23 protein-coding genes are annotated in these 24,412 nt (G+C 60.7%); 10 read left to right on the plus strand and 13 right to left on the minus strand.

Annotated elements, in window-relative coordinates:
* The first annotated feature begins 29 nt into the window (after positions 1-29).
* The 9 genes from ribBA (at position 30) to HK44_RS25940 (ending at position 6,394) form a co-directional block, all read left to right on the plus strand.
* Positions 30-1,121, plus strand: coding sequence for a bifunctional 3,4-dihydroxy-2-butanone-4-phosphate synthase/GTP cyclohydrolase II (gene ribBA / locus HK44_RS25900; protein WP_019693847.1), 1,092 nt, complete (start codon positions 30-32; stop codon positions 1,119-1,121).
* Between the two features lie 90 nt (positions 1,122-1,211).
* Complete coding sequence (gene ribH, locus HK44_RS25905) at positions 1,212-1,688, plus strand: 6,7-dimethyl-8-ribityllumazine synthase (protein ID WP_003228649.1); 477 nt, start codon at positions 1,212-1,214, stop codon at positions 1,686-1,688.
* Positions 1,685-2,185, plus strand: coding sequence for a transcription antitermination factor NusB (nusB, locus tag HK44_RS25910; RefSeq protein ID WP_019693846.1), 501 nt, complete (start codon positions 1,685-1,687; stop codon positions 2,183-2,185). The genes ribH and nusB overlap by 4 nt, the downstream gene beginning before the upstream one ends.
* A gap of 23 nt (positions 2,186-2,208) precedes the next feature.
* Positions 2,209-3,174, plus strand: a complete 966-nt coding sequence (gene thiL / locus HK44_RS25915) for a thiamine-phosphate kinase (RefSeq protein ID WP_019693845.1) — start codon at positions 2,209-2,211, stop codon at positions 3,172-3,174.
* Positions 3,171-3,674 (plus strand): phosphatidylglycerophosphatase A family protein, encoded by a 504-nt coding sequence (locus tag HK44_RS25920; RefSeq protein ID WP_019693844.1) that lies wholly within the window; start codon positions 3,171-3,173, stop codon positions 3,672-3,674. The genes thiL and HK44_RS25920 overlap by 4 nt, the downstream gene beginning before the upstream one ends.
* Before the next feature lie 22 nt (positions 3,675-3,696).
* A complete protein-coding gene (locus tag HK44_RS25925) occupies positions 3,697-4,452 on the plus strand; it encodes a substrate-binding periplasmic protein (RefSeq protein ID WP_019693843.1) in 756 nt (251 codons plus the stop codon).
* A gap of 111 nt (positions 4,453-4,563) precedes the next feature.
* Positions 4,564-5,181 (plus strand): GTP cyclohydrolase II, encoded by a 618-nt coding sequence (ribA, locus tag HK44_RS25930; RefSeq protein ID WP_019693842.1) that lies wholly within the window; start codon positions 4,564-4,566, stop codon positions 5,179-5,181.
* Positions 5,178-5,597, plus strand: coding sequence for a hypothetical protein (locus tag HK44_RS25935; RefSeq protein ID WP_019693841.1), 420 nt, complete (start codon positions 5,178-5,180; stop codon positions 5,595-5,597). The genes ribA and HK44_RS25935 overlap by 4 nt, the downstream gene beginning before the upstream one ends.
* Positions 5,597-6,394 (plus strand): cobalamin-binding protein, encoded by a 798-nt coding sequence (locus HK44_RS25940; RefSeq protein ID WP_019693840.1) that lies wholly within the window; start codon positions 5,597-5,599, stop codon positions 6,392-6,394. Before HK44_RS25935 ends, HK44_RS25940 begins: the two co-directional genes overlap by 1 nt.
* Positions 6,395-6,545: 151 nt before the next feature.
* Here HK44_RS25940 and HK44_RS25945 read toward each other — a convergent pair whose 3' ends face one another.
* From HK44_RS25945 to exaC, 13 genes are all read right to left on the minus strand, one after another.
* On the minus strand, positions 6,546-8,429 hold the full coding sequence (locus HK44_RS25945) for a TonB-dependent receptor domain-containing protein (protein WP_019693839.1): 1,884 nt from the start codon (positions 8,427-8,429) through the stop codon (positions 6,546-6,548).
* A gap of 206 nt (positions 8,430-8,635) precedes the next feature.
* Positions 8,636-10,534, minus strand: a complete 1,899-nt coding sequence (gene dxs / locus HK44_RS25950; protein ID WP_019693838.1) for a 1-deoxy-D-xylulose-5-phosphate synthase — start codon at positions 10,532-10,534, stop codon at positions 8,636-8,638.
* Positions 10,535-10,644: 110 nt separating this feature from the next.
* Positions 10,645-11,532, minus strand: a complete 888-nt coding sequence (gene ispA, locus HK44_RS25955; RefSeq protein WP_019693837.1) for a (2E,6E)-farnesyl diphosphate synthase — start codon at positions 11,530-11,532, stop codon at positions 10,645-10,647.
* On the minus strand, positions 11,529-11,771 hold the full coding sequence (locus HK44_RS25960) for an exodeoxyribonuclease VII small subunit (RefSeq protein WP_019693836.1): 243 nt from the start codon (positions 11,769-11,771) through the stop codon (positions 11,529-11,531). Before HK44_RS25960 ends, ispA begins: the two co-directional genes overlap by 4 nt.
* 578 nt (positions 11,772-12,349) lie before the next feature.
* A complete protein-coding gene (locus HK44_RS25965; RefSeq protein WP_019693834.1) occupies positions 12,350-13,099 on the minus strand; it encodes a S24 family peptidase in 750 nt (249 codons plus the stop codon).
* Positions 13,100-13,329: 230 nt separating this feature from the next.
* Complete coding sequence (ppa, locus tag HK44_RS25970) at positions 13,330-13,857, minus strand: inorganic diphosphatase (RefSeq protein ID WP_019693833.1); 528 nt, start codon at positions 13,855-13,857, stop codon at positions 13,330-13,332.
* 122 nt (positions 13,858-13,979) lie between these two features.
* Positions 13,980-14,792: a zinc-dependent peptidase gene (locus HK44_RS25975; protein WP_019693832.1), complete on the minus strand. Its 813-nt coding sequence runs from the start codon at positions 14,790-14,792 to the stop codon at positions 13,980-13,982.
* A 6-nt stretch (positions 14,793-14,798) separates the two neighbouring features.
* Positions 14,799-15,455: a DedA family protein gene (locus tag HK44_RS25980; protein ID WP_019693831.1), complete on the minus strand. Its 657-nt coding sequence runs from the start codon at positions 15,453-15,455 to the stop codon at positions 14,799-14,801.
* Positions 15,456-15,801: 346 nt separating this feature from the next.
* Complete coding sequence (locus HK44_RS25985; protein ID WP_019693830.1) at positions 15,802-16,263, minus strand: GNAT family N-acetyltransferase; 462 nt, start codon at positions 16,261-16,263, stop codon at positions 15,802-15,804.
* A gap of 129 nt (positions 16,264-16,392) precedes the next feature.
* Positions 16,393-17,217, minus strand: a complete 825-nt coding sequence (gene eutC / locus HK44_RS25990) for an ethanolamine ammonia-lyase subunit EutC (protein WP_031319709.1) — start codon at positions 17,215-17,217, stop codon at positions 16,393-16,395.
* Between the two features lie 11 nt (positions 17,218-17,228).
* A complete protein-coding gene (locus HK44_RS25995) occupies positions 17,229-18,623 on the minus strand; it encodes an ethanolamine ammonia-lyase subunit EutB (protein ID WP_019693828.1) in 1,395 nt (464 codons plus the stop codon).
* 178 nt (positions 18,624-18,801) lie between these two features.
* The gene (gene eat / locus HK44_RS26000) at positions 18,802-20,172 is read right to left on the minus strand and encodes an ethanolamine permease (protein ID WP_019693827.1); all 1,371 of its coding nucleotides are present in this window, start codon (positions 20,170-20,172) and stop codon (positions 18,802-18,804) included.
* Between the two features lie 215 nt (positions 20,173-20,387).
* The gene (gene exaC / locus HK44_RS26005) at positions 20,388-21,908 is read right to left on the minus strand and encodes an acetaldehyde dehydrogenase ExaC (protein ID WP_019693826.1); all 1,521 of its coding nucleotides are present in this window, start codon (positions 21,906-21,908) and stop codon (positions 20,388-20,390) included.
* Positions 21,909-22,336: 428 nt separating this feature from the next.
* On the opposite strand from exaC, the gene HK44_RS26010 reads away from it, so the two are divergent.
* Positions 22,337-24,253, plus strand: a complete 1,917-nt coding sequence (locus HK44_RS26010) for a sigma-54-dependent Fis family transcriptional regulator (protein ID WP_019693825.1) — start codon at positions 22,337-22,339, stop codon at positions 24,251-24,253.
* The last annotated feature ends 159 nt before the right edge of the window (positions 24,254-24,412 follow it).

Here is a 24,412-nt window from a genome sequence, read left to right on the forward strand (position 1 = left end):
CTCAATTTTTGAAAGAAGGGGGGTGCCGCGTGGCGCTCAATAGCATCGAAGAACTGGTTGAAGACATCCGCCAAGGCAAGATGGTCATCCTCATGGATGACGAAGACCGCGAGAACGAAGGCGACCTGATCATGGCCGCCGAGTGCTGCCAGCCTGAACACATCAACTTCATGGCCAAGCACGCCCGTGGCCTGATTTGCATGCCGATGAGCCGCGAGCGCTGCGAGCTGCTCAAGCTGCCCTTGATGGCGCCGCGCAACGGTTCCGGTTTCGGCACCAAGTTCACCGTGTCCATCGAAGCCGCTGTCGGTGTCACCACCGGTATCTCTGCGGCTGACCGTGCGCGCACCGTGCAAGCGGCCGCTGCCAAAGACGCCAAGGCCGAAGACATCGTCAGCCCCGGCCACATTTTCCCGCTGATGGCCCAGGCTGGCGGCACCCTGGCCCGCGCCGGCCATACCGAAGCGGCTTGCGACCTGGCGCGCATGGCCGGTTTCGAGCCGAGCGGGGTAATCTGCGAAGTGATGAACGACGACGGCACCATGTCCCGTCGCGCCGAGCTGGAAACCTTCGCCGCCGAACACGGCATCAAGATCGGCACCATCGCCGACCTGATTCACTACCGGATGATCCACGAGCGTACCGTTCAGCGGATTGCCGAGCAGCCGCTGGACAGCGAACTGGGCCAGTTCAATCTGGTGACCTATCGTGATTCGGTAGAAGGTGACGTGCACATGGCACTGACCCTGGGCACCATTTGCGCCGAAGAACCGACCCTGGTTCGCGTGCACAACATGGACCCGCTGCGCGACCTGTTGATGGTCAAGCAGCCAGGCCGCTGGAGCCTGCGCGCCGCCATGGCTGCGGTTGCCGAGGCCGGCAGCGGTGTGGTGCTGTTGCTTGGTCACCCGCTCGATGGCGACGTGTTGCTGGCGCATATCCGCGAAACCGCCGATCACGCGCAGCCGAAAAAACCGACCACCTACAGCATCGTCGGTGCCGGTTCGCAGATCCTGCGTGACCTGGGCGTACGCAAAATGCGCCTGATGAGTGCGCCAATGAAATTTAATGCGATATCCGGTTTCGATCTGGAAGTTGTAGAATACGTGCCCTCCGAATAAAGACCGGCTGTTTTTGTCTTGAATTCGCGGTTCAAATATCACTGAGGGACGCGTACTGAACGCGTCCCGGCTCTTTAAGAGATTTGTCGAATGACCCTGAAGACCATCGAAGGTACCTTCATCGCCCCCAAAGGCCGCTACGCTTTGGTTGTTGGCCGCTTCAACAGCTTCGTTGTTGAAAGCCTGGTAAGCGGTGCTGTTGATGCCCTGGTTCGCCATGGCGTGAGCGAAAGCGACATCACCATCATTCGTGCCCCTGGCGCCTTCGAAATCCCGCTGGTTGCGCAGAAAGTCGCTCAGAAGGGCGAGTTCGCGGCAATCATCGCACTGGGCGCGGTCATTCGTGGCGGTACTCCGCACTTCGAATACGTGGCTGGCGAGTGCACCAAGGGCCTGGCCCAGGTGTCCATGGAATTCGGCGTACCGGTCGCTTTCGGCGTACTGACCGTCGACTCGATCGAGCAAGCCATCGAACGTTCCGGCACCAAGGCCGGCAACAAAGGTGCTGAAGCTGCCTTGTCCGCTTTGGAAATGGTCAGCCTGCTGGCGCAGTTGGAGGCCAAGTGATTAGCGACGAAAGCGATCGTTTCAACCCGCGCGATCCAAAGCCTGCGGATGCTGGCAAACCATCGAAAAGCGTCAAGCGTCGCGAAGCCCGTCAGCTCGCGACCCAAGCGCTGTATCAATGGCACATGGCCAAGCAATCGCTGAACGAGATCGAAGCGCAGTTCCGGGTCGATAACGATTTCACCGATGTCGATGCCGCGTACTTCCGCGAAATCCTCCACGGGGTTCCGGCGCACCGCACCGAGATCGACACCGCGCTCAAGCCTTGCCTGGACATCGAAATCGAAGAGCTGGACCCGGTTGAACTGGCGGTTCTACGCCTGTCCACCTGGGAACTGCTCAAGCGTGTCGACGTGCCTTATCGCGTGGTGATCAACGAAGGCATCGAGCTGGCTAAAGTCTTCGGTTCCACCGATGGCCACAAGTTCGTCAACGGTGTACTCGACAAACTGGCCCCGCGCCTGCGTGAAGCTGAAGTGAAGGCGTTCAAGCGCTGATCGGCGCTTGAACTGCCATTGCCATGGGCGAGTTTGAGCTGATCCGCAATTACTTTGCCGCCGCGCCTTGTGCGCAAGGCGGTGAAGGCGTTGCCCTGGGGATCGGCGACGACTGCGCCTTGCTCGCTGTTCCCGCCGGGGAGCAGCTGGCAATTTCCACCGACACGCTCGTGGCCGGTGTGCATTTCGCAGACCCTTGCGACCCGTTTCTGCTCGGTCAGCGTTCGCTGGCTGTGGCGGTCAGCGATCTGGCTGCCATGGGCGCCACCCCCATTGCCTTTACCCTTGCCCTGACCTTGCCGACGGTGACCGCCGATTGGCTGGACGCCTTCGCCCGTGGCTTGAACGCCATGGCGCAAAACTGCGGTGTACAGCTGGTGGGCGGCGACACTACACGCGGCCCGCTGAGCCTGACCATGACCGTGTTCGGTCGGGTCCCGGCAGGCAAGGCGCTGACCCGCAGCGGTGCGCAACCCGGTGATCTGGTGTGCGTGGGCGGTGAACTGGGCAACGCCGCCGGTGCATTGTCGTTGGTGTTGGGTGAGCGAGTCGCGCCCGCCGATGTTGCCGGGCCGTTGTTGGCGCATTATTGGTCGCCACAGCCGCAGCTTGAATTGGGCATGGCGTTGCGCGGCAAAGCCACCTCGGCACTGGATATCTCTGACGGTTTGCTCGCCGATTGCGGGCATATCGCCAAGGCCTCGGCTGTCGGCTTGCTGATCGAAAGCGAAAAGCTGCCGCTGTCCACGGCACTGGTGAGCTTTCTCGGTGAGAATGCCGCCCGCATGGCGGCCTTGAGTGGCGGCGACGACTACGTGCTGGCGTTCACTTTGCCTTCCGCGCACTTGCCTGCCTTGCTCGCCGACGGTTGGCCGATTCACGTTATCGGGCAGGTCGTGGCGGGGCAGGGCGTGACGCTGCTGGACGCGAGCGGGCAAGACATCACCCCGCAAGCCCGGGGCTATCAACATTTTCGGGAGACACCGTGACAGATCATCCCAAGCAGAGCCCGGCAGGACGCGTGCCGCCATCGGTCTGGCGTAATCCCTGGCATTTCCTGGCTTTCGGTTTTGGCTCGGGCACCCTGCCCAAGGCGCCGGGCACCTGGGGCTCGCTGGTTGCGATACCCTTTATTCCTTTATGGCAGATGTTGCCCGGCTGGGGTTACTGGCTGATGCTCGGCATCACGATGCTGTTCGGCTTCTGGCTGTGCGGCAAGGTTGCTGACGATTTGCGGGTGCACGACCACGAAGGCATCGTCTGGGACGAAATGGTCGGGATGTGGATCACCCTGTGGCTGGTGCCGGCAGGTTGGTACTGGCTATTGGCGGGGTTCCTGCTGTTCCGCTTCTTCGACATTCTCAAGCCATGGCCGATTCGCTGGATCGACCAACATGTGCATGGCGGCGTCGGGATCATGCTCGACGACGTGCTGGCAGGCGTGTTTGCCTGGTTGGCGTTGCAAGGACTGGTCCGGTATTTCGCCTGATTGGCTGATTGAGGGCTAAAGGATGGTGGTGCGCTGGTTGTGGGTTCTGGTTTTTGCGGTGTTCTGTTCGCTCGCCCGTGCGGCGGATGTGCCGACGACACCGGCCGTGATTCATCTGGCCAGCGAAGACTGGGATGACTACACCGCCGCCGATGGTCATGGGCTGGCCTGGGACATTTTGCGCGCCGTGTTCGAGCCGGCCGGGGTGAAACTGGATATTCGCACTGTGCCTTACACCCGTTCGGTGGGGCTGGTACAGCGTCGTGAAGTGGACGCGCTGGTTGGCTCCTATTCCAATGAGGCCGATCAGGTGCTGTATCCCCGCTGGAATTTCGACTCCGATCATATCTATGCCCTGGGCCTTGCGAGCAACCCGGTACCGACTCTGGAGACTCTGGGGGCGTACCGACTGGCCTGGGTCCGTGGCTATCGCTACGAAAGTTACCTGCCGAACATCCACCGCTATAACCAGATCGAACGCCGCACCGGAATCTTGCCGATGCTCAAACAGGCTCGGGCGGACTTCTATATCGACGCGCTGACGGAAATCAATGAAGTGCTTGCAGAAGCTGAGGATCCGTCCTTGTACCGACGTACACACTTGACCGAACTGCCGTTGTACCTTGGTTTCGCCGATACACCACGGGCCCGTGCCCTGATGGCGCTGTACGACCAGCGCATGGCATTGCTGGTCAAAACCGGCCAGTTGAAACCGATCTTCGAACACTGGAAACAACCTTACCCCTTTGATGAGAGTGCCAAGCCGGCAGGGCAGTGATCAAACTTTTTGATCGTTATGGCCGATAATTCAGCCTAAGCGTCTGTCGGAACCTGCTGTTACAATGCCGCCTCTGCGAATCTCCAGTACATACAGATCAGGAGCACACCGGTGCCTGTCGTTTTTGTCGCCGCTTCCAAGCTGCCCACGCCTTTTGCGCAATTCACCATGCATGGCTTTCTCGATGAGGCCACCGGTCGCGAGCACGTCGTACTAAGCCTGGGTGATGTCGCCGACGGTGCCCCGGTACTCGGCCGGTTGCACTCCGAATGCCTGACCGGCGACGCCTTGTTCAGCCAGCGTTGCGACTGCGGTTCGCAACTCGAGGCGGCGTTGCAGGCAATCGCTCGCGAAGGTCGTGGCGTGTTGCTTTACCTGCGTCAGGAAGGCCGTGGCATTGGCCTGCTGAACAAGATCCGCGCCTATGAATTGCAAGATGGCGGCGCCGACACCGTTGAAGCCAACGAGCGTCTGGGTTTTGCCGCCGACCAGCGCGACTACGCCATGTGCCTGCCGATGCTTGAACACCTGGGCGTGAAATCCCTGCGCCTGATGACCAACAACCCGCGCAAGGTCAAAGCCTTGACCGACATGGGCATCGTGGTTGCCGAGCGCGTGCCGCTGCACACCGGTCACAATCCGCACAACAAGCTCTACTTGGCGACCAAGGCCAGCAAGCTCGACCACATGATGGGCAACGAGCATCAGGGCGAGGCAGACCGGGCGTGACTCGTGGTCAGGTCCGGCGGCGACTGTCCGTCAACTGGTGGCAATACCTGGCGCTGGCCTTGCTGCCGCTGCTGGTGATCAACGCTGTGTTCGGCCAGAGCGAGGCGTTTTTGCCGGTGCTGGCGATGCCGTTTTTCATTGCCGGGGTGGCCTCGATGTTTGTCAGCCTGCGGTTTTTCGGCGGCTACAAACACGCCTTGATCGCCACTCAGAAAGCCCTCGATACTCCGGAAGAACCCGCTGCCTGGGTTGCCCTGGCGGCTAAACGTCGTCGGGCATTCCTTGTCGCGGCATTGCCGGCCTGGATCGGTGCTCTGGCGGTGTTCGTCGGTCTTGAAGCAGTGCCTTTGGTCTTGCTGGCGCTGTCGACCGCGGTGCTGTTCTACCTTTACCGTATTCCGCGTCAACTCGGCTGATGCGCCGTTGGCTGGCGGTTCTGCTGCTGGCCATCAATGGCTCGGCGGTCGGGGTAGAGCGGGTGGTCAGCCTTGCGCCGTCACTCTCGGAAATCGTCGTTGAACTGGGCTCGGCCGACCTGCTGGTGGGGGTGCTCGATGCTGGCGAGCGTCCTGCAGAACTCAACGCCATCCCTTCTGTTGGCCGTTACGGTCAGCTGGATATGGAGCGCCTGCTCAGTCTCAAGCCGGATTTACTGTTGCTCTGGCCTGGCAGTGTCGGCCCGGCGCAACGTGAGCAACTGAGTCGATTGGGGATCCCGACCTACGTCGCCGAACCGCATAACCTCATACAACTGACCCGCCAAATCGAAGCGATCGCCAAGCAACTCGGCCGACCCGAACGTGGGCGCACGCTTGCGGTTGATCTGCGCAAGCAGCTCGACGATTTACGCCAGCGCTATCAACGCAAAGAACCGCTTCGGGTGTTTTATCAGGTCTGGGATCGACCGCTCTACACCGTGGGCGGCAGGCAGATCATCAGCGATGCGCTTGAGGTATGCGGTGCGCGTAACGTGTTTGCCGACATGACCTTGCCGGCGCCGCAGGTCAGTGTGGAGTCAGTGCTTTCGCGTAATCCCCAGGTGATCCTCGCCAGCAGCCAGGCACAGCTCGACGCCTGGAAAGCCTGGCCACAGATGACTGCGGTGGCTCAAGGGCAATTGCTGTTGGTGGCGGATAAAGGCCTGGAGCGGCCGAGCGGGCAGATGATCGAAGCGACGGCCAAGTTGTGCCGACTCATTGCACCGCAGCGTTGACCTGTGGCGAGGGAGCTTGCTCCCGCTGGGCTGCGAAGCAGCCCCAAATTCAGCAGCCGATTCTAATCAGGCACACCGCATCAACTGGATTACGGCTGCTGCGCACCCGAACGGGAGCAAGCTCCCTCGCCACAGTGGCCAGTGTTGTTTGTTAGATTTCCGGCATCCACGTCACCCCAAACATCAGCGCCCGACCTTCTTCCCGATACCCATACTGGCTACCGTCATGCTCGTAGAGCGCGCGGCTGTAGTTCTTGTTCAACAGGTTATCGACTTTCATCTCCAGCATGACCTCGTGACTCGCCGCCCAACGGCTGCGTAACCCGAGCAGGGCGTAACCGCCCAACGGCTGGCGGTTGTCCTTGTCGTCATAGCTGCCGCTCACTGCTTGCCAGGTGGCGCCGAGGCCGAGCCGATCAAACTGACGGTCCAGATCCAGGCTCAACGTCCGTCGTGCACGGCGGGCCAGGGTGTGGCCGCTGTCGCGATCTCGTGGGTCGATGATCGCAATGCCGAGGTTGCTCTGCCAGTCGAACACCTCCTGCTTGAGGGCGGCTTCGAAACCATTGATCCGCGCCGACGCGATGTTTTCCGGGCGCGAATCGCTGCCGAAGATGATCGCGTCTTCAAGGTCGGTGCGGTACAGCGAGGCTTCCAGCCGACTGGTTTCGCTCAGCTGACTGCGCCACTGCACCTCGTAGCTTTTCGAGGTTTCGGGTTTCAGGTGAGGGTTGCTGAAGTCCGGGTAGTAGAGGTCGTTGAACGTCGGTGCGCGGAAGCCTTCGCTGTAGCTCAGCAGCACGTCGTTGTCCGGGTTCAGTGGCAGCGTGAAGGTGCCGCTCCAGCTGTTCTGGCCGCCAAACTGCTGATTCTGGTCGCGGCGCAAACCCAGTTCGGTGGAGAAGCTTTCAGCCTGGAAACGATGCTGGATAAACACCGCGCGGTTCCAGCGGCTGTCTTCGTCGAAGGGAGTGCTGCTGTTGACCCGGTCTTCATACCAATCGCCGCCAAGAATCAGGCTGTTCTGCAGGTTCAGCGTCAGGTCGTTCTGCCAGTTCAGCGAATTGCGGTAAGTGTTGAACACGCTGTGATCGCTGCTGAGTTTGTCGAAGGTCTCTTCGCGGTTTTCGTTGTGACCCAGTTCCACGCGGGACTTCCACGCATCGTTGATGCGTGCGTCGACATAACTGCTGACGCTGCTCACAGTGAAATCGTTGTAGGGCTTTTGCTGGACGCTGTTGCCGGTGCTCATGTCGTAGCGACCGAACGGGTTGTCGAACTCGCTTTTGCCACGGTTATCGAGGATATCCAGGCCGGCCTCGATATCGTCATTGACGGCATGGCTCAGGCTCAGGCTGACGGACTGGTTGCGATAGGCATCGTGGTCGTCATCGCTGGGGTAGGAGGTATGAGTGCGATTGATCCCCGCCGTGTCATCAAGGCTGGCGCCGAGGTTGAAACGGGTTTGCGCGTCGCCCCCGGACAGCCCCAGGCTGCGCTCCCAGGTCTGGTTGCTGCCAAACCCCATGTGCACGCGCGGTTGCAGACCCGACTCGGCGCCGCGCCGGGTAAAGATCTGAATCACCCCGCCAATCGCGTCGCTGCCGTAAATCACCGAGCGTGAACCACGTAGCACTTCCACGCGCTCGATCTGCTGGATATTCAGGTGCTGCAGATTACTGTCGCCGGACGTCGAGTTGCCGATGCGTTGGCCGTCGACCAATACCAGCGTTTGCGCTGAGTTGGTGCCGCGAATATAGATCCCCGGCAAGCTGCCACGGCCGCCGCTTTGTGCGACTTGTACGCCCGGCACCCGGCTTAGCAGGTTGGTCACGCTGCTCGGTTGCAGGCGGTCGATGTCGTCGCGGGTAAACACAGTGTTGGCGGCGCTGCTGTCGTTGCGCGCTTCGACCTGGCGGTTGGCGCTGATCAGCACGTCGGGAAGTTTCAGGGCTTGCTCGCGCTCAAAGGTGTCGGCCAAAAGCTGACCGGCAGGCAAAAGGGACAACGTCAGGGCGAGGCGGGGGAAGTTCATGGGCACAGTGTTGAGGGCTTTTTGTGGAGGGCTTTTGTGGCGAGGGGGCTTGTCGGAACGCCGCGCCGCCCCGTTCGGCTGCGAAGCCGTCGTAAAAAAGCCAACGCGCTCTTGCTGGAAGATCGCGTTGGCTGGTTTTGGGGGCTACTTCGTAGCCCAGCGGGGGCAAGCCCCCTCGCCACAGGAGACGTGTGCATCCAGGAGATTTAGAGGCCCAGCAGCTGCAAGCGCTGACGTACGGCTTCTTCGATGCCCGCTTCATCCAGACCGCATTCGGCGAGCATTTGCGCTGGCTTGGCGTGCTCGACGTAGACGTCCGGCAGGCCCAGGTGCAGCATCGACTTGAGGATGTTCTCGCGGGCGAGGAATTCGCTGACCGCGCCACCGGCACCGCCCATGATGGCGTTTTCTTCGATGGTCACCAGCAACTCGTGGCTGCCGGCGATCTCGCGTACCAACGCTTCATCGAGCGGTTTGACGAAGCGCATGTCGACCACGGTCGCATCGAGTTTTTCAGCGACTTTCAGCGCTTCGGCCAGTTGCACGCCAAACACCAGCAGGGCGACGGTGCTGCCCTGACGACGAATCACGCCTTTGCCGATTTCGATCGGTTCGAGGTTTTTCTCGATTGGGGCATTCGGGCCGGTACCGCGCGGGTAACGCACTGCCGCCGGGCCGTTGTACAGATGGCCGGTGCTGAGCATCTTGCGCAGTTCGTTTTCGTCGCTCGGGGTCATCACCACCATGCCGGGGATGCAGCGCAGGAATGACAGGTCGAAACTGCCGGCGTGAGTCGGGCCGTCTTCGCCCACCAGGCCTGCACGGTCGATGGCGAACAGCACGTCGAGGTTTTGCACCGCGACGTCATGGATCAGTTGGTCGTAACCGCGTTGCAGGAACGTCGAATAAATCGCCACCACCGGTTTGGCGCCTTCGCAGGCCATGCCGGCGGCGAAAGTGACCGCGTGTTGCTCGGCAATCGCCACGTCGAAATAGCGCAGCGGGAATCGCTCGCTGAAGGCCACCAGGTCGGAGCCTTCTTTCATTGCCGGGGTGATGCCGACCAGGCGCGGGTCAGCAGCGGCCATGTCGCACAGCCACTCGCCAAACACGCCGGAGTATTTCGGCCCACCGGCTTTTTTCGGCGCAGCGGCTGGAGCGTCCAGCGGTTCGAGTTTGGTGATCGCGTGGTAACCGATCGGGTCGACTTCCGCCGGGGCGAAGCCTTTGCCTTTTTTGGTCACGACGTGCAGGAACTGCGGGCCCTTGAGGTCACGCATGTTGCGCAGGGTCGCGATCAGGGTGGGCAGGTCATGGCCGTCGATCGGGCCGATGTAGTTCCAGCCGAGTTCTTCGAACAGGGTGCCGGGCACCAGCATGCCTTTGGCGTATTCTTCGGTACGACGGGCAATTTCCCAGGCGCCGGGAAGGCGCGACAGGACCTTCTTGCTGCCTTCACGCATGCTTGCGTAAGTGCGGCTGGAGAGGATCTTCGCCAGGTAATTCGACAGCCCGCCGACATTGCGCGAGATCGACATGTCATTGTCGTTGAGGATCACCAGCATGTTGGCGTCGACTTCCGGCGCGTGGTTCAGCGCTTCGAACGCCATGCCCGCGGTCAGTGCGCCGTCGCCGATCACTGCGATCGCCTTGCGATCGCTGTTTTGCAGGCGGGCAGCAATCGCCATGCCCAGCGCTGCGCTGATCGAGGTGCTGGAGTGGCCGACGCCAAAGGTGTCGTACTCGCTCTCGGAGCGGCGCGGGAAGGCTGCAATACCGTCCTTCTGGCGCAGGGTGGCCATGCGCTCGCGCCGACCGGTGAGGATCTTGTGCGGATAGGCCTGATGACCGACGTCCCACACCAACCGGTCGTCCGGGGTGTCGAAAACGTAATGCAACGCGATAGTCAGCTCGATGACACCCAGGCCGGCACCGAAATGCCCGCCGGTCTGACCGACCGTGTAGAGCAATTCCAGGCGCAACTCATTCGCCAGGGTTTCCAGCTCGGCTTCGCCTAACCGGCGCAGGCTGTCCGGCGTGTTGGCACGGTCGAGCAAGGGCGTGGTCGGGCGCTTGCGGGGAATCTCATGAAACGTCGTGGGCATCAGGCGAATCGTTATAGGTATAAAAGAGGCGGCAGTTTACCTGATGCATCGCACGCTGCCCACGCAGAGCTCAGAACTTGGCCGATTTGCAGTGGGCAACGAGCGCCGGATCAGTTGCGGCGTTCGACGATATAGCGCGCCAGATCACGCAGCGGCTCGGCCGACGCGTCAAACGGTCGCAGTGCGTGCAGGGCCTGATCGCGCAGTTCCAGGGCGTAAGCCTTGGCCGCGTCGAGGCCGAGCAGCGCCGGGTAAGTCGGTTTGTCACGGGCAATATCGGCGCCCTGGCGCTTGCCGAGGGTTTCGGTATCGCTTTCGACGTCGAGAATGTCGTCCTGCACCTGAAACGCCAGGCCGATGGCCTGTGCATAGGTCTGCAAGGATTTCAGTTGGTCTTTTTCGGCGCGGCCGCTGGCCAGGGCGCCAAGCTTGACGCTGGCTTCGATCAGCGCGCCGGTCTTGTGCCGATGCATGTATTCGAGGGCTTTCTGATCAAGCTTCAAACCGACCGAGCCCAGGTCGATGGCCTGACCGCCGACCATCCCGGCCGGGCCCGCTGCCAATGCCAGGGCACTGACCATGTGCAGGCGGATTTCGGCGTCGGCTGAATTCAGGTGCGGGTCGAGCAAAGCACTGAACGCCAGGCTTTGCAGACCGTCCCCGGCGAGAATCGCGCAGGCTTCGTCGAATTTTTTATGGGTGGTCGGTTGGCCGCGACGCAGATCGTCGTCGTCCATCGCCGGCAAGTCGTCGTGCACCAGCGAGTACGCGTGGATCAACTCCACCGCACAGGCCGCGCCGTTGGCTTGCTCAGCCTCACCGCCCAGCGCTTCGCAGGCCGCATAGGCCAGCAACGGACGAACGCGTTTGCCGCCATTCATCACGCTGTAGCGCATGGCTTCATATAAACGTGCGAGTTCAGGGCTCGGCGCATTGAACAGGGTTTCGAGTGCCGCGTTGACCCGGGCCTGACTACTGGCCGAATACGCCGCGATCATTCTGGCTGTTCCGCGTCAAAGGGAGCCTCGGTCAGCTCGCCATCACGCTCAAGCAGCACCTGAACCTTCTGCTCGGCCTGCGCCAGCGCAGCCTGGCAATCACGGGTCAGACCGATGCCTTGCTCGAAAGCGGTCAACGAGTCTTCCAGCGACAGCTCGCCGTTCTCCAGGCGCTCGACCAGCGTTTGCAGGTCGGCGAGGGATTGTTCGAAATCCAGTGCAGCTTTTTTGCGGGCCATGGCGGCGATTTCCGGTAGACGTTAAACCGGCGCGACACTAGCAGATAGGGGGGAGAGGGGCAAATGGAGCGGGGCGGTTCCCGTCGAGTCAGGCCTCGGTGCTGTCCGAATAATTGACCTGATATCGGGTGCTGCGGCCCGCTCCGGGCAGGCGACTCGCTGAGGCGTCGCAAGACGTTCTACAACCACAGCTACCAGTGCTTCATCCACTTCGCTGAGATTGTCTTGCTCGGTAAGTGAGAGCTGCGTCAGGTCGACTGTGGTGGGCTTGATGTCGTCCATGGCGGAATATCTCTAATACGACTTTCCTGCAGGCATTAAAAAGCCGGCTTGTGGCCGGCTTCTCGGGGACGGGCTTGGTTTATTTTTGGTAAACCGTACCAGCCTTCAAAACGTACACCCGGATCTTGCGTCCGGCTGTGGGACTTGGCGAGAAAGTCATCTGCTTTGTCGGTGCGATCGGACCAGCGCAGGGCGGGGCGATGCAAATGTGGGGCGCAGCATACTGATTTTTGTAGGGAATTCCCAGCGTGAAGTGCTATCCAGAGCGTTGTGCTGCTTAAAAGGGTGGCGCGGTGTCAGCAGAACGGCACCGGTGGCCGCTGTTTATTCAGCGTGGACCACCAGAAGACCCAGCCGAGGATTTCGATGTTTTGTTCTTCGATCTGTTTAGCGCTGAAAATTTCGTCGGGGTAGTCGTTGCTGTTGTGGCTGCGCAGTCGCAGGGCGCCGGAGGGGAGGCGGTGCAGGTATTTGATGCGCAGCATGCCGGCGTGTTCGAGGGCGTAGATCTGGCCGTCGACGACCTGGGTCAGGCTGCGGTCGATGGCGAGGGTCGAGCCGTCTGCGATTTTCTCCGACATGCTGTCGCCGACCATTGGCACGCAGATGGCCTGGGCCGGTTCGACTTCAAGGCTTTCGAGGTAGTGTCGCGGCAGGCGGATGAACTCGCCGGGTATTTCGGCGACCTGGGTGTCGCTGGCACCGTAGGCCGTGGGGACTTCTTTATACAGCGGGATTTCTACATCGAGCGAATCGACGTTCACGGTGTACACGCCGCGTGTTTCCTGCGCCTCGTAAACGTTGCCGGTCTGGTCGGCCAGTTGGCCCGGGCCGGGGTGCCTTGGGCCTTCGCCTTTGATCAGCCATAAGCTGTTGACGCTTAACAGGCGAGCGATTTCGTCCATTCGCGGATAGGGAACGCCGCGGATGTACCAGTTGTTCACGTGCTGGGGCTCGACGTTGCAGAAGGCCGCGAATTCCGTCGGGGTGATGTTCACCTCTTTCAGGAGCGCTTTGAAGCGTGGGCCGCATTTGTGCTTTTTCATGAATACGGAGTTTACGGGCGGGGGTGGCCGGATTAAATAAACAACCGGATCAATTTTCGCGGGAATATTCTGCTGTAGTGCAGGATATTGTTAGTTCATATTAAACATCTCTAAACGTTAGACTTTGTTTCATTAAACGCTGTGTTTATCTTGGCGTTTTAACGCTCATAAAAAAACCCCGGATAACCGGGGTTTCTTCAAGAGGTCAGTGGCGTTCAGCCAAGGCCGTCTCAGCCTTTATAGGCAGCAACCGACTTCATGATCGCGGCGCGAGCGGCATCTGCGCCGTCCCAGCCTTCGATCTTCACCCATTTGCCTTTTTCGAGATCTTTGTAGTTCGCAAAGAAGTGCTCGATCTGCTGAATCAGCAGCGCTGGCAGGTCGGTGTATTCCTTCACGTCGACGTACAGCTGGGACAGCTTGTCGTGTGGAACGGCGATAACTTTGGCATCGCCACCGCCATCGTCGGTCATGTTCAGGATGCCGACCGGGCGCGCGCGGATCACCGAACCTGGAGCAACCGGGTAAGGGGTCACGACCAGCACGTCGAGGGGGTCACCGTCGTCCGCCAGGGTGTTCGGGATGTAACCGTAGTTGGCCGGGTAGAACATTGGGGTGGCCATGAAACGGTCAACGAACAGGCAATCGCTGTCTTTGTCGATTTCGTATTTGATCGGCGCGTGGTTGGCCGGAATCTCGATCGCGACGTAGATGTCGTTCGGCAGGTCTTTGCCAGCCGGAATCTTGCTGTAGCTCATTGGGCGGTGCCCCCGTAAGTGGCCAAATGACTTGGCCGGATTGACCAAAAAGTGGCGGCGATTATAGGCATATTCCGTCGCCTGCGCCACGTACCAGAGGTCGTATAGACCCGGGCAGGAAGCTAGTCGTGTGCCTGATAGCCCGGATGGGTGGCTTGCAGTTGCTCAAGCCTGGCCAGCGGGTCCTGGCGATAAAACAGCTGCAGTTGCTGATAGACCTGTGGATAAGTTGCGTGCAGCAAGTCCGGGGCGCTGAAGAAGTATTCACTGGTGACGGCGAAGAACTCGGCCGGATTTTCCGCCGCATAAGGGTCGATCGGCGTGTTGGCGTGCGGGTGGCGATCCAGTTGGCGATTGAGGTCGTCGTAGGCGTGTTGCATGACTTTCGCCCAGTCACTGACGCGCATGTCGCTGTGCAGCGGCGGCAAGCCGTTGGCGTCGCCGTTGAGCATGTCGAGTTTGTGCGCCAGTTCGTGGATCACCAGGTTGTAGCCTTCCCAGCCCCCGCTGGCCATCACGCCCGGCCATGCCAGAATGATCGGCCCCTGTTGCCAGGCTTCGCCGCTGTGCTCGCCGTTCCATTCATGCTCGACACCGCTGGCATCGCGATGGCGCTGCGGGCTGAGGAAGTCGTCGGGGTAGAGCACGATTTCGTGAAAGCCCTGATACCAGTTCAAATCGCCCAGGTGCAGCAATGGCAATTGCGCCTGCGCGGCGAGCAGCAGGCGTTGCTCCTGGTGCAGTTCGACGCCGGGCAGGCAGGTCAGGTGTTTTTCTTGCAGAAAGAGCACCGCGGCTTCACGTAGCCAGCGGTCTTCAGTCTCGCTGAGACCGTCGAGAAAACTCAGGTGCTGGCGCACCCGCTGCCAGGTTTCATCGGCAACGGGGTGCTTGGCCAGCGTGCGCTGGCGGCGCCAGGCATTGAGGAACCACATGGACGTTCAGCGCGACTCGGCTTTGGAGCTTGCGTTGGCCAGGCGATTGCGGATCACACCAATGATCATCGGTACCAGCGACAGCAGGATGATGCCCACTACCAGCAACGACAGGTTCTTCTTGATGAACGGCACGTTACCGAAGAAATAACCCAGGGTCACCAGGCCGCCAACCCAAAGGATGGTGCCGACCACGCTGAAGGCCAAGAAGCGCGGGTAAGGCATTTTGCCTACGCCGGCGACGAACGGTGCGAAAGTCCGGATGATCGGCAGGAAGCGCGCCAGGGTCACGGTCTTGCCGCCATGCTTGTCATAAAAATCATGGGTTTGTTGCAGGTAATCGCGGCGGAAGATCTTCGAATTCGGATTACTGAACAACTTTTCGCCGGCTGTTCGCCCGATAAGATAGTTGGTGCTGTCACCGAGAATCGCCGCCAGCATCAGCAAACCGCCCAGCAGTACCGGGTCCATGCCGCCACCGGCCGCTACCGCGCCAGCGATGAACAACAACGAATCGCCCGGCAGGAAAGGCATCACCACCAGGCCGGTTTCACAAAAAATCACCATGAACAGGATGGCGTAGATCCATGGCCCGTAGTTGGTCACCAGCAAGTCGAGGTAGACATCGAGATGCAGGATTAGGTCGATCGGGTTGAAATCCATGGTGGGCACCTGTGGTAACGACCCGACTCAGCAGGCCTGTGCGAATATTTTCGAAAATTGGGCTACAGGGCTGTGGAGTTTTTCTTACAGCCCGTGAGGTTCGTGATTATACGGACTGAAAGGTGAAAAGCGTGTCGAGTTTGTAGCGAGGGATTTCCAAGTTGGATCGGTGGTTCGGTACTGAGCTCCCCCTGTGGCGAGGGAGCTTGCTCCCGCTGGAGTGCGAAGCACTCCCAGACCTGAGTTTTCGATGTGTCAGATAAAAAGGGGAGGAGATTTACGACTGCTTCGCAGCCGAGCGGGAGCAAGCTCCCTCGCCACAAGAGCCCGCCTCACCACAAATAGCTCAGAGCTCTTCGCTGATCGGCAAGACGTAGTTCTTGAACTCGGTGTCTTCGCGAAACCCGATGGATTCGTAGGTTTTCTGTGCAATTTTGTTGTCGCTGCTGGTCGACACGCGCATGCGTACAGCCTGGGTTTCCTTGGCCATTTTCTTTGCGGTGCGCATCAGGTTGTCGGCAACCAGTTGGCGGCGGGCGTCTTCGGCGACGTAGATGTCGTTGAGGATCCATACGCGCTTGAGCGACAGGGACGAAAAGCTTGGATACAGCTGACAAAAACCCAGCAGTTTGTTGTCGTCATCATCGGGCAAGGCCAGATAGATCACCGACTCCTTGCGCCGCAGACGCTTTTCCAGAAAGGCCCGGGACGAGTCTGGATAGGCCAGTGCGCCATAAAATTCGCGGTATTTGACGAACAATGGCGTCAGAAGGTCCAGGTGCTCGAGGGTTGCTTGAGTAATCCGCATGCTAAGCCTCAACTTTCAAGTAGATAGGGCGGCAGTTTCCAGTGGATACGACGGCAATCGGTTTACTGCTCGAGCAGCCGTTCGTCGACTCTGCCTGAAAGCGGATCAACAACGCAATTCCAATACGGGTCAGGCATCCGGCAGACTCAGTAGGAAATTTCCTTTCATATCAGCGTCATTTTTCGACCCAATAGTCTGGACCTGGGCTTCGTCTTTCAGGTTAACCCCCGACAACTGCCGTCGACAGGCCTCGCGCATCAAGTACAGCAAACGGTGTGCCGCCATGCCATAGCTCAAACCTTCATGGCGGACATTGGAAATACAGTTGCGATAGGCGTCCGTCAGGCCGACCTTTGGATTATAGGTGAAATACAAGCCGAGACTGTCTGGCGAGCTGAGTCCAGGGCGTTCGCCGATCAGGATCACGACCATTTTTGCGCCCAGCAATTCGCCGATTTCGTCAGCCACGGCGACGCGACCCTGTTCCACCAGAATCACGGGCGACAACGACCAGCCTTCGGCGTGAGTCTGTTCTTCCATACGCGCCAGAAACGGCAAGGTATGCCGATGCACGGCCAGCGCCGAGAGGCCGTCGGCCACGACTATCGCCAAGTCAACGCCGCCCGGGTTGGCCAACGCATGTTCGCGCAGCTGTTGCGCGGACGGGGCACTCAGCTTGCGACCCAGGTCTGGCCGTTGCAGATAACTGTGGCGATCGCTGGCGGCGCTGTGCAGCAGCAGACTGTCGCGCCCGCGCTCGGCCAGTTGCTGGCTGAGCCCGACATGATCGAAGGGCAGGTGCACGGCATCGCGGGCCTCGGCGTGGGCGTACTGGAAATCCAGTTGCGCGCCGGTCGGCATGCTGGTGCCGGAACGACCTAAAGCGATGCGTGCCGGAGTCAGGCGGCGCAGTCCCAGCCAGGGGTTTTGCGGGTCGACGGTTGGTTTATCCATCAGCAGATTACTCATCCCAGTTGCGCCATGGCCTGGCGGAAGGCCGGCGGCAGGTTGTTGCCGAAGTGCACCTTGCCGTCACCTTGGGTGAAGATGCCCATATGTGCCAGCCACCGCTCAAACTCGGGAGCCGGTTTCAGGCCCAGGGTCTGGCGCGCGTAGAGCGCGTCGTGGAACGACGTGGTCTGGTAGTTGAGCATGATGTCATCGGAGCCGGGGATGCCCATGATGAAGTTGATCCCGGCCACGCCGAGCAGCGTCAGCAGGGTGTCCATGTCGTCCTGATCGGCTTCGGCGTGATTGGTGTAGCAGATATCGCAACCCATCGGCACCCCGAGCAACTTGCCGCAGAAGTGGTCTTCGAGGCCGGCGCGGATGATCTGTTTGCCGTTGTAGAGGTATTCCGGGCCAATGAAGCCGACCACCGTGTTCACCAGAAACGGCTTGAAGTGCCGTGCCACCGCATAGGCGCGGGTTTCGCAGGTTTGCTGGTCGATGCCGTGATGGGCGTTGGCCGAGAGCGCGCTGCCCTGGCCGGTTTCGAAGTACATCAGGTTTTGCCCCAGCGTGCCGCGATTGAGGCTCAGGCCTGCTTCATAACCTTCCTGCAGCAGGCTCAGGCTGATGCCGAAACTGGCGTTGGCGGCTTCGGTGCCGGCGATAGACTGGAACACCAGGTCCAGTGGCACGCCACGGTTGATCGCCTCGATGGAGGTGGTGACGTGGGTCAGCACACAGGCTTGGGTCGGAATTTCGTAGCGCTGGATGACCGCGTCGAGCATTTCCAGCATGGCGCAGATCGAGGCGATGCTGTCGGTGGCCGGGTTGATGCCGATCATCGCGTCGCCATTGCCGTAGAGCAGGCCGTCGAGAATGCTCGCGGCAATGCCGGCGGGTTCGTCGGTGGGGTGGTTGGGTTGCAGGCGGGTCGACAGGCGCCCGCGCAGGCCCATGGTGCCGCGAAACCGAGTCACCACGCGGATCTTCTGCGCCACCAGCACCAGGTCCTGTACGCGCATGATCTTCGACACGGCGGCGGCCATTTCCGGGGTCAGGCCAGGGGCTAGCGCCCGCAGGCTGTGCTCGTCGGCGGCATCGCTGAGCAGCCAGTCGCGAAAACCGCCGACGGTCAGGTGGCTGACGGCCGCAAAGGCGCTGGCGTCGTGGGTGTCGATGATCAGTCGGGTGACTTCGTCGGATTCGTAAGGGATCAGTACTTCTTGCAGGAAATGCTTGAGCGGGATGTCAGCCAGGGTCATTTGCGCGGCGACCCGTTCGCCATCGTTCAGGGCGGCAACGCCGGCCAGAAAGTCCCCGGAGCGCGCCGGGCTGGCCTTGGCCATGACTTCCTTGAGGCCGTCGAAACGGTAGGTCCGGGCGCCGACGGTATGGACAAATGCAGCCATGAGCGGTGTCCTCTTGAATCTGTAAGTGATGACCCGTAGGAGCAAGGCTTGCCCGCGATCGGATCGCCGCGGTGTCTCTGTCAGACCGCGGTGAAGCTATCGCGGGCAAGCCTTGCTCCTACGGGTGTTGCGTTGTTTCAGGGCAGGCGCCGGGAAAGTTGCCCGGCGCCGGTGCGACTCAGATACCCGTGAGCATCGCGTCCGCCGGTGCGTCGAAGCGCTGTTTGGCGGTCAATTGGAAGTAGATGAAGCCGGCCACCATGAAACCGAGGAAAATCATCCCGATCAAGGTATTGAACCAGGCCATCGCCACCAGGCAGACCACCGCCAGGAACAGCGCAATGCCTGGCACGATCGGATAGCCCGGCGCGCGGAAGGTACGCTCCAGCAACGGCTCGGTTTTGCGCAGTTTGAACAGGCTGAGCATGCTGATGATGTACATCACGATGGCGCCGAACACCGACATGGTGATCATTGCGGCGGTGAGGGTCATGCCTTGCAGATTGACCAGCCCATCGCTGTAGATCGCCGCGATGCCGATCACACCGCCGGCCAGAATTGCCCGGTGCGGGGTCTGGAAACGCGAGAGCTTGGCCAGGCCGCGAGGCAGGTAGCCGGCGCGAGCGAGGGCGAAGAACTGTCGCGAGTAGCCGAGGATGATCCCGTGGAAGCTCGCCACCAGACCAAACAGGCCGATCCACACCAGCATGTGCATCCAGCTGGAGTTGTTGCCGACCACGGCTTTCATTGCCTGAGGCAGCGGGTCGTTGATGTTTGCCAGTTGACGCCAGTCGCCCACACCGCCGGCCATGACCATCACGCCGATCGCCAGGAACACCAGGGTCAGGATACCGCTGACATAGGCCCGTGGAATGGTGCGTTTAGGGTCCTTGGCTTCTTCGGCAGCCATGGCCGCGCCTTCGATGGCGAGGAAGAACCAGATGGCGAAGGGGATCGCCGCAAAGATGCCGGGGATCGAGGCGACGGTGAACTCATTGGAGCCGGACCAGCCGTTGAGCACGAAATTGCTGAAGCTGAAGCCCGGCGCAACCACGCCCATGAACACCAGCAATTCGGCTACCGCCAGCACGGTCACCACCAGTTCGAAGGTCGCGGCAATGCTGACACCCAGGATGTTCAGGCCCATGAACACGAAGTAGGAGCCGACCGCGGCGATTTTCGGGTCCAGATCCGGGTATTGCACGTTCAGGTAGGCGCCAATGGCCATCGCAATGGCCGGTGGCGCAAAGACGAACTCGATCAGCGTGGCGATCCCGGCGATCAAGCCGCCTTTTTCACCAAAGGCCCGTCGGCTGTAGGCAAAGGGCCCGCCAGCGTGGGGAATCGCGGTGGTGAGTTCGGTGAAACTGAAGATGAAGCAGGTGTACATCGTCGCCACCATCAACGCGGTGACGAGGAACCCCAGGGTGCCTGCGGTGCCCCAGCCGTAACTCCAGCCGAAGTATTCGCCGGAAATCACCAGGCCGACGGCAATGCCCCATAGATGCAAGGTGCCGAGTGTGGGTTTGAGCGTTGTTGAAGAAGTCATAAGTCCTCTCTGTTTTTTATTGTTCGATCTGTTGGACTTTCGGGTGTGGCGGTTTGGGTGGATCGACGCTGTTCACGCAGCGGGTAATCTGTCGAACAGGCACGCAAAGCCCGTGCCAGAGCGGCAGGGCGGTGTTTGGTGTGTCAGTTAAGGCGGCGATCCGACGATGGCGATTTGAAGGGCGACGCCGAAACATCAGCGTCGCCCCCCGGTTTTTAGAAGAAGCCCAACGGGTTGATGTCGTAGCTCACCAGCAGGTTTTTGGTTTGCTGGTAGTGGTCGAGCATCATTTTGTGGGTTTCACGGCCGACGCCGGACTTCTTGTAACCACCGAACGCAGCGTGAGCCGGGTACAGGTGGTAGCAGTTGGTCCAGACGCGACCGGCCTTGATCGCCCGGCCCATACGGTAGGCGCGGTTGATGTCGCGGGTCCAGAGACCGGCGCCGAGGCCGAACTCGGTGTCGTTGGCAATCGCGAGGGCTTCGGCTTCGTCCTTGAAGGTGGTGATGCTCACCACCGGGCCAAAGATTTCTTCCTGGAACACGCGCATTTTGTTGGTGCCCTTGAGCAGGGTCGGCTGGATGTAATACCCGGTCGCCAGGTTGCCCGTAAGTTTTTCCACCTTGCCGCCGGTCAGCAATTCGGCACCTTCGCCTTTGGCGATTTCCAGGTACGAGAGGATCTTGTCGAATTGCTGCTCGGACGCCTGGGCGCCGACCATGGTGTCGGTGTCGAGCGGGTCGCCACGTTTGATTTGCAGGACTTTCTTCATCACCACTTTCATGAAGTCGTCGTAAATCGACTCTTGCACCAGCGCGCGGGACGGGCAGGTGCAGACTTCGCCCTGGTTGAAGAACGCCAGCACCAGGCCTTCAGCGGCTTTCTCGATGAAGGCCGGTTCGGCCTGCATGATGTCGGCGAAGAAAATGTTAGGCGACTTGCCGCCCAGTTCCACGGTGGACGGAATAATGTTTTCGGCGGCGCATTTCATGATGTGCGAGCCGACCGGCGTCGAGCCGGTAAAGGCAATTTTGGCAATGCGTTTGCTGGTGGCCAGGGCTTCACCGGCTTCTTTGCCGAAACCTTGCACGACGTTCAGCACGCCGGGTGGCAGCAGGTCGCCGATCAGCTCCAGCAGCACGGTAATGCCCAGTGGGGTTTGCTCGGCGGGCTTGAGCACCACGCAGTTGCCGGCGGCCAGCGCCGGGGCGAGTTTCCAGGCGGCCATCAGGATCGGGAAGTTCCACGGGATGATCTGCCCGACCACGCCCAGCGGTTCGTGAATGTGATAAGCCACGGTGTTGCCGTCGATTTCCGCGGCGCTGCCTTCCTGAGCGCGCAGGCAACCGGCGAAGTAGCGGAAGTGGTCAGCGGCCAGAGGGATGTCGGCGTTGAGGGTTTCACGTACGGCTTTGCCGTTGTCCCAGCTTTCGGTGATCGCCAGGACTTCGAGGTTTTGCTCGATGCGGTCGGCGATTTTCAGCAGTACCAGCGAGCGCGCCTGAGCAGAAGTGCTGCCCCAGGCGTCGGCGGCTGCATGGGCAGCGTCCAGGGCTTTTTCGATGTCTTCGGCCGTGGAACGGGGGAATTCGGCAATCGGTTGGCCGTTGACCGGTGAGGTATTGGTGAAGTACTGACCTTTGACAGGCGCGACGAATTCGCCGCCGATGTAGTTGCCGTATTGACTCTTGAACGAAACGATAGCGCCTTCAGTACCTGGGTGAGCGTAACGCATGGTGAGTGTCTCCTTGGCTTTTGTGCTTATAAGGGAGTACGCGCAGTGAGCGCTTGTGAAGCGTAGAGCAAAGGTCGGGCCAGTGCTTTGCGGGTCAGCTAAATCAAGGGCTTACGGTTTTTTTGAACGGTGGTGAAACCGGGGCTGTGGCAGATGCGGTACGGCGCTTGTGACAGTTTGTACCGCTTGTGGCACAGCCTGTGACTGGGCGGTCTTGCCAGCATTGCAAAGCAATCGAGGCAGGAGGATGCTGGGCGCTCTGTGGCGAGGGAGCTTGCTCGCGCTGGGTCGCGAAGCGGCCCCAAAATGTCTGCCGTTGATGATTTTTTGCGAGCGCTACGCACTCGAGCGGGAGCAAGCGTCCTCGCCACAAGGTGGTGACAGTCCTTCATTGGGCCCAGCACAGTGTTCGGGGAGAATAATAAAAAATGCACAGCAACCATTTGAGTCGCCATGCCCAGCAAGTCTTGACCGTGACCCAAGGCAAATCCCGTTTGCACGGTCCGGGTAGCGATCCGTCCATCGCCCGTTCCTGGCTGCGTTGTCTTGAGGACTATCACCTCGACCCGGCCCTGACCATGGCGCCGACGGTGCTTGAACACGGTCGCGTGCTGGAGAGTCGCGAGCGCTTGCAGCAAGTCCTGCAGATTGCCGGCGGCGAAATGACCAGCCTGCATCAACAACTTTCCGGTGCCGGCCACGCCGTGCTGTTGACCGACGCCCGCGGGGTGATCCTCAACTGTGTCACCGCGCCTGCCGAACGGAAGATTTTCGAGCGCGCCGGTCTGTGGCTGGGCGCCGACTGGAGCGAAGCCTGCGAAGGCACCAATGGCATCGGCACCTGCTTGGTGGAGCGGCAGTCGCTGACCATTCATCAGGATGAGCATTTTCGGGGGCGCCACACCGGCCTGACCTGTTCGGCGAGCCCGGTGTTCGACCCGCACGGCGAGCTGCTGGCGGTGCTCGACGTTTCGTCGGCGCGCCACGATGTCTCGCGTCAGAGCCAGTTTCACACCATGGCGCTGGTCAACCTCTCGGCGAAGATGATCGAGAGCTGCTATTTCCTGCGTTACTTCGACAATCAATGGCTGCTGCGCTTTCACTTGCAGGCCGAGTCGGTCGGGCTGTTCAGCGAAGGGCTGCTGGCGTTCGACGGAGAAGGGCGGATCAGTGCGGTCAATCAGAGCGCGTTGAACCTGCTGGGGCATATTCGTGGCGGGTTGCTGGGGCAACCGGTCGAGGCGTTTTTCGATTGCTCGCTGGACGAACTGCTGGCGCGCGCGAGCGTCAATGCCAGCGCCAGTTGGCCACTGCGCACCCGCGACGGGCGGGTGCTGTTTGCGCTGCTGCGCGGCCAGCCCCGCAGCGTCCCGACCCCGGTGCTGCAACAGCCGGTCATTGCCGAGCGCCCGGCGCTTTCGGGCATTTGTCTGGGGGATGAAGGGCTACAGGCTGATTTTCGTAAAGCCTTGCGGGTCTTCGAACGTGATGTGCCGCTGCTGATCAACGGTGAAACCGGCTCAGGTAAGGAGGCCTTCGCCAAGGCCGTGCATCAGGCCAGTCAGCGCGCGGAAAAAGCCTTCGTCGCGCTCAACTGTGCGGCGATCCCTGAAAGCCTGATCGAAAGCGAACTGTTCGGTTATCGCGGTGGCAGTTTCACCGGTGCGCGCAAAGAGGGCATGCGCGGCAAGTTGCAGCAGGCCGATGGCGGCACGCTGTTCCTCGACGAAATAGGTGACATGCCGCTGGCGTTGCAAACCCGACTATTAAGGGTGCTGGAAGATCGGCAGGTGGTGCCCATCGGTGGCGAGCCGCTGCCGGTCAACGTGCGGATCATCAGTGCCACTCACCGGAATTTGCTCGAACGGGTGCAGGACGGCAGTTTCCGTGAAGATTTGTATTACCGCCTCAATGGTCTGGAAATCGCTTTGCCGGCGTTGCGCGAACGCAGCGACAAGTCGCAGTTGCTGGACTTTTTGCTGGCTGAAGAGTCGGGCGGGGAGGCGGTGCTGATTGACGCGGCGGCGCGACAGGCTCTGCTCGATTACGCCTGGCCAGGTAACGTGCGGCAATTGCGCAATGTGCTGCGGACCCTGTCGGCATTGTGCGATGACGGACGGATCGGGGTTGAGGATTTGCCGGTGATGATTCGCCAGGCCCGACCGGCTCCAGTGTTGGCGCAGGTGGAAGAGGTGTCCGAATATCCGCTGGACGATGCCGAGCGCCTGGCGTTGCTCAATGCGCTGGGGCAGCAGCGTTGGCACATGACCCATACCGCTGAACAGCTGGGAGTCAGCCGCAACACCCTCTATAGAAAACTGCGCAAACACGGGATTGCCCGTTAAACCGCACGGGGCACACTTTTGTGGCGAGGGGGCAAGCCCTAATGCCAGTCAGTTAAGGATGGACGCTTCCCTGTGGCGAGGGAGCTTGTCGGAACGCCGCACCGTCCCGCTGGGGCGCGAAGCGGCCCTAAAAATGGGACTGCTACGCAGTCCAGCGGG

The organism is Pseudomonas fluorescens HK44, from assembly GCF_000217955.3.
GTDB lineage: Bacteria > Pseudomonadota > Gammaproteobacteria > Pseudomonadales > Pseudomonadaceae > Aquipseudomonas > Aquipseudomonas fluorescens_AQ.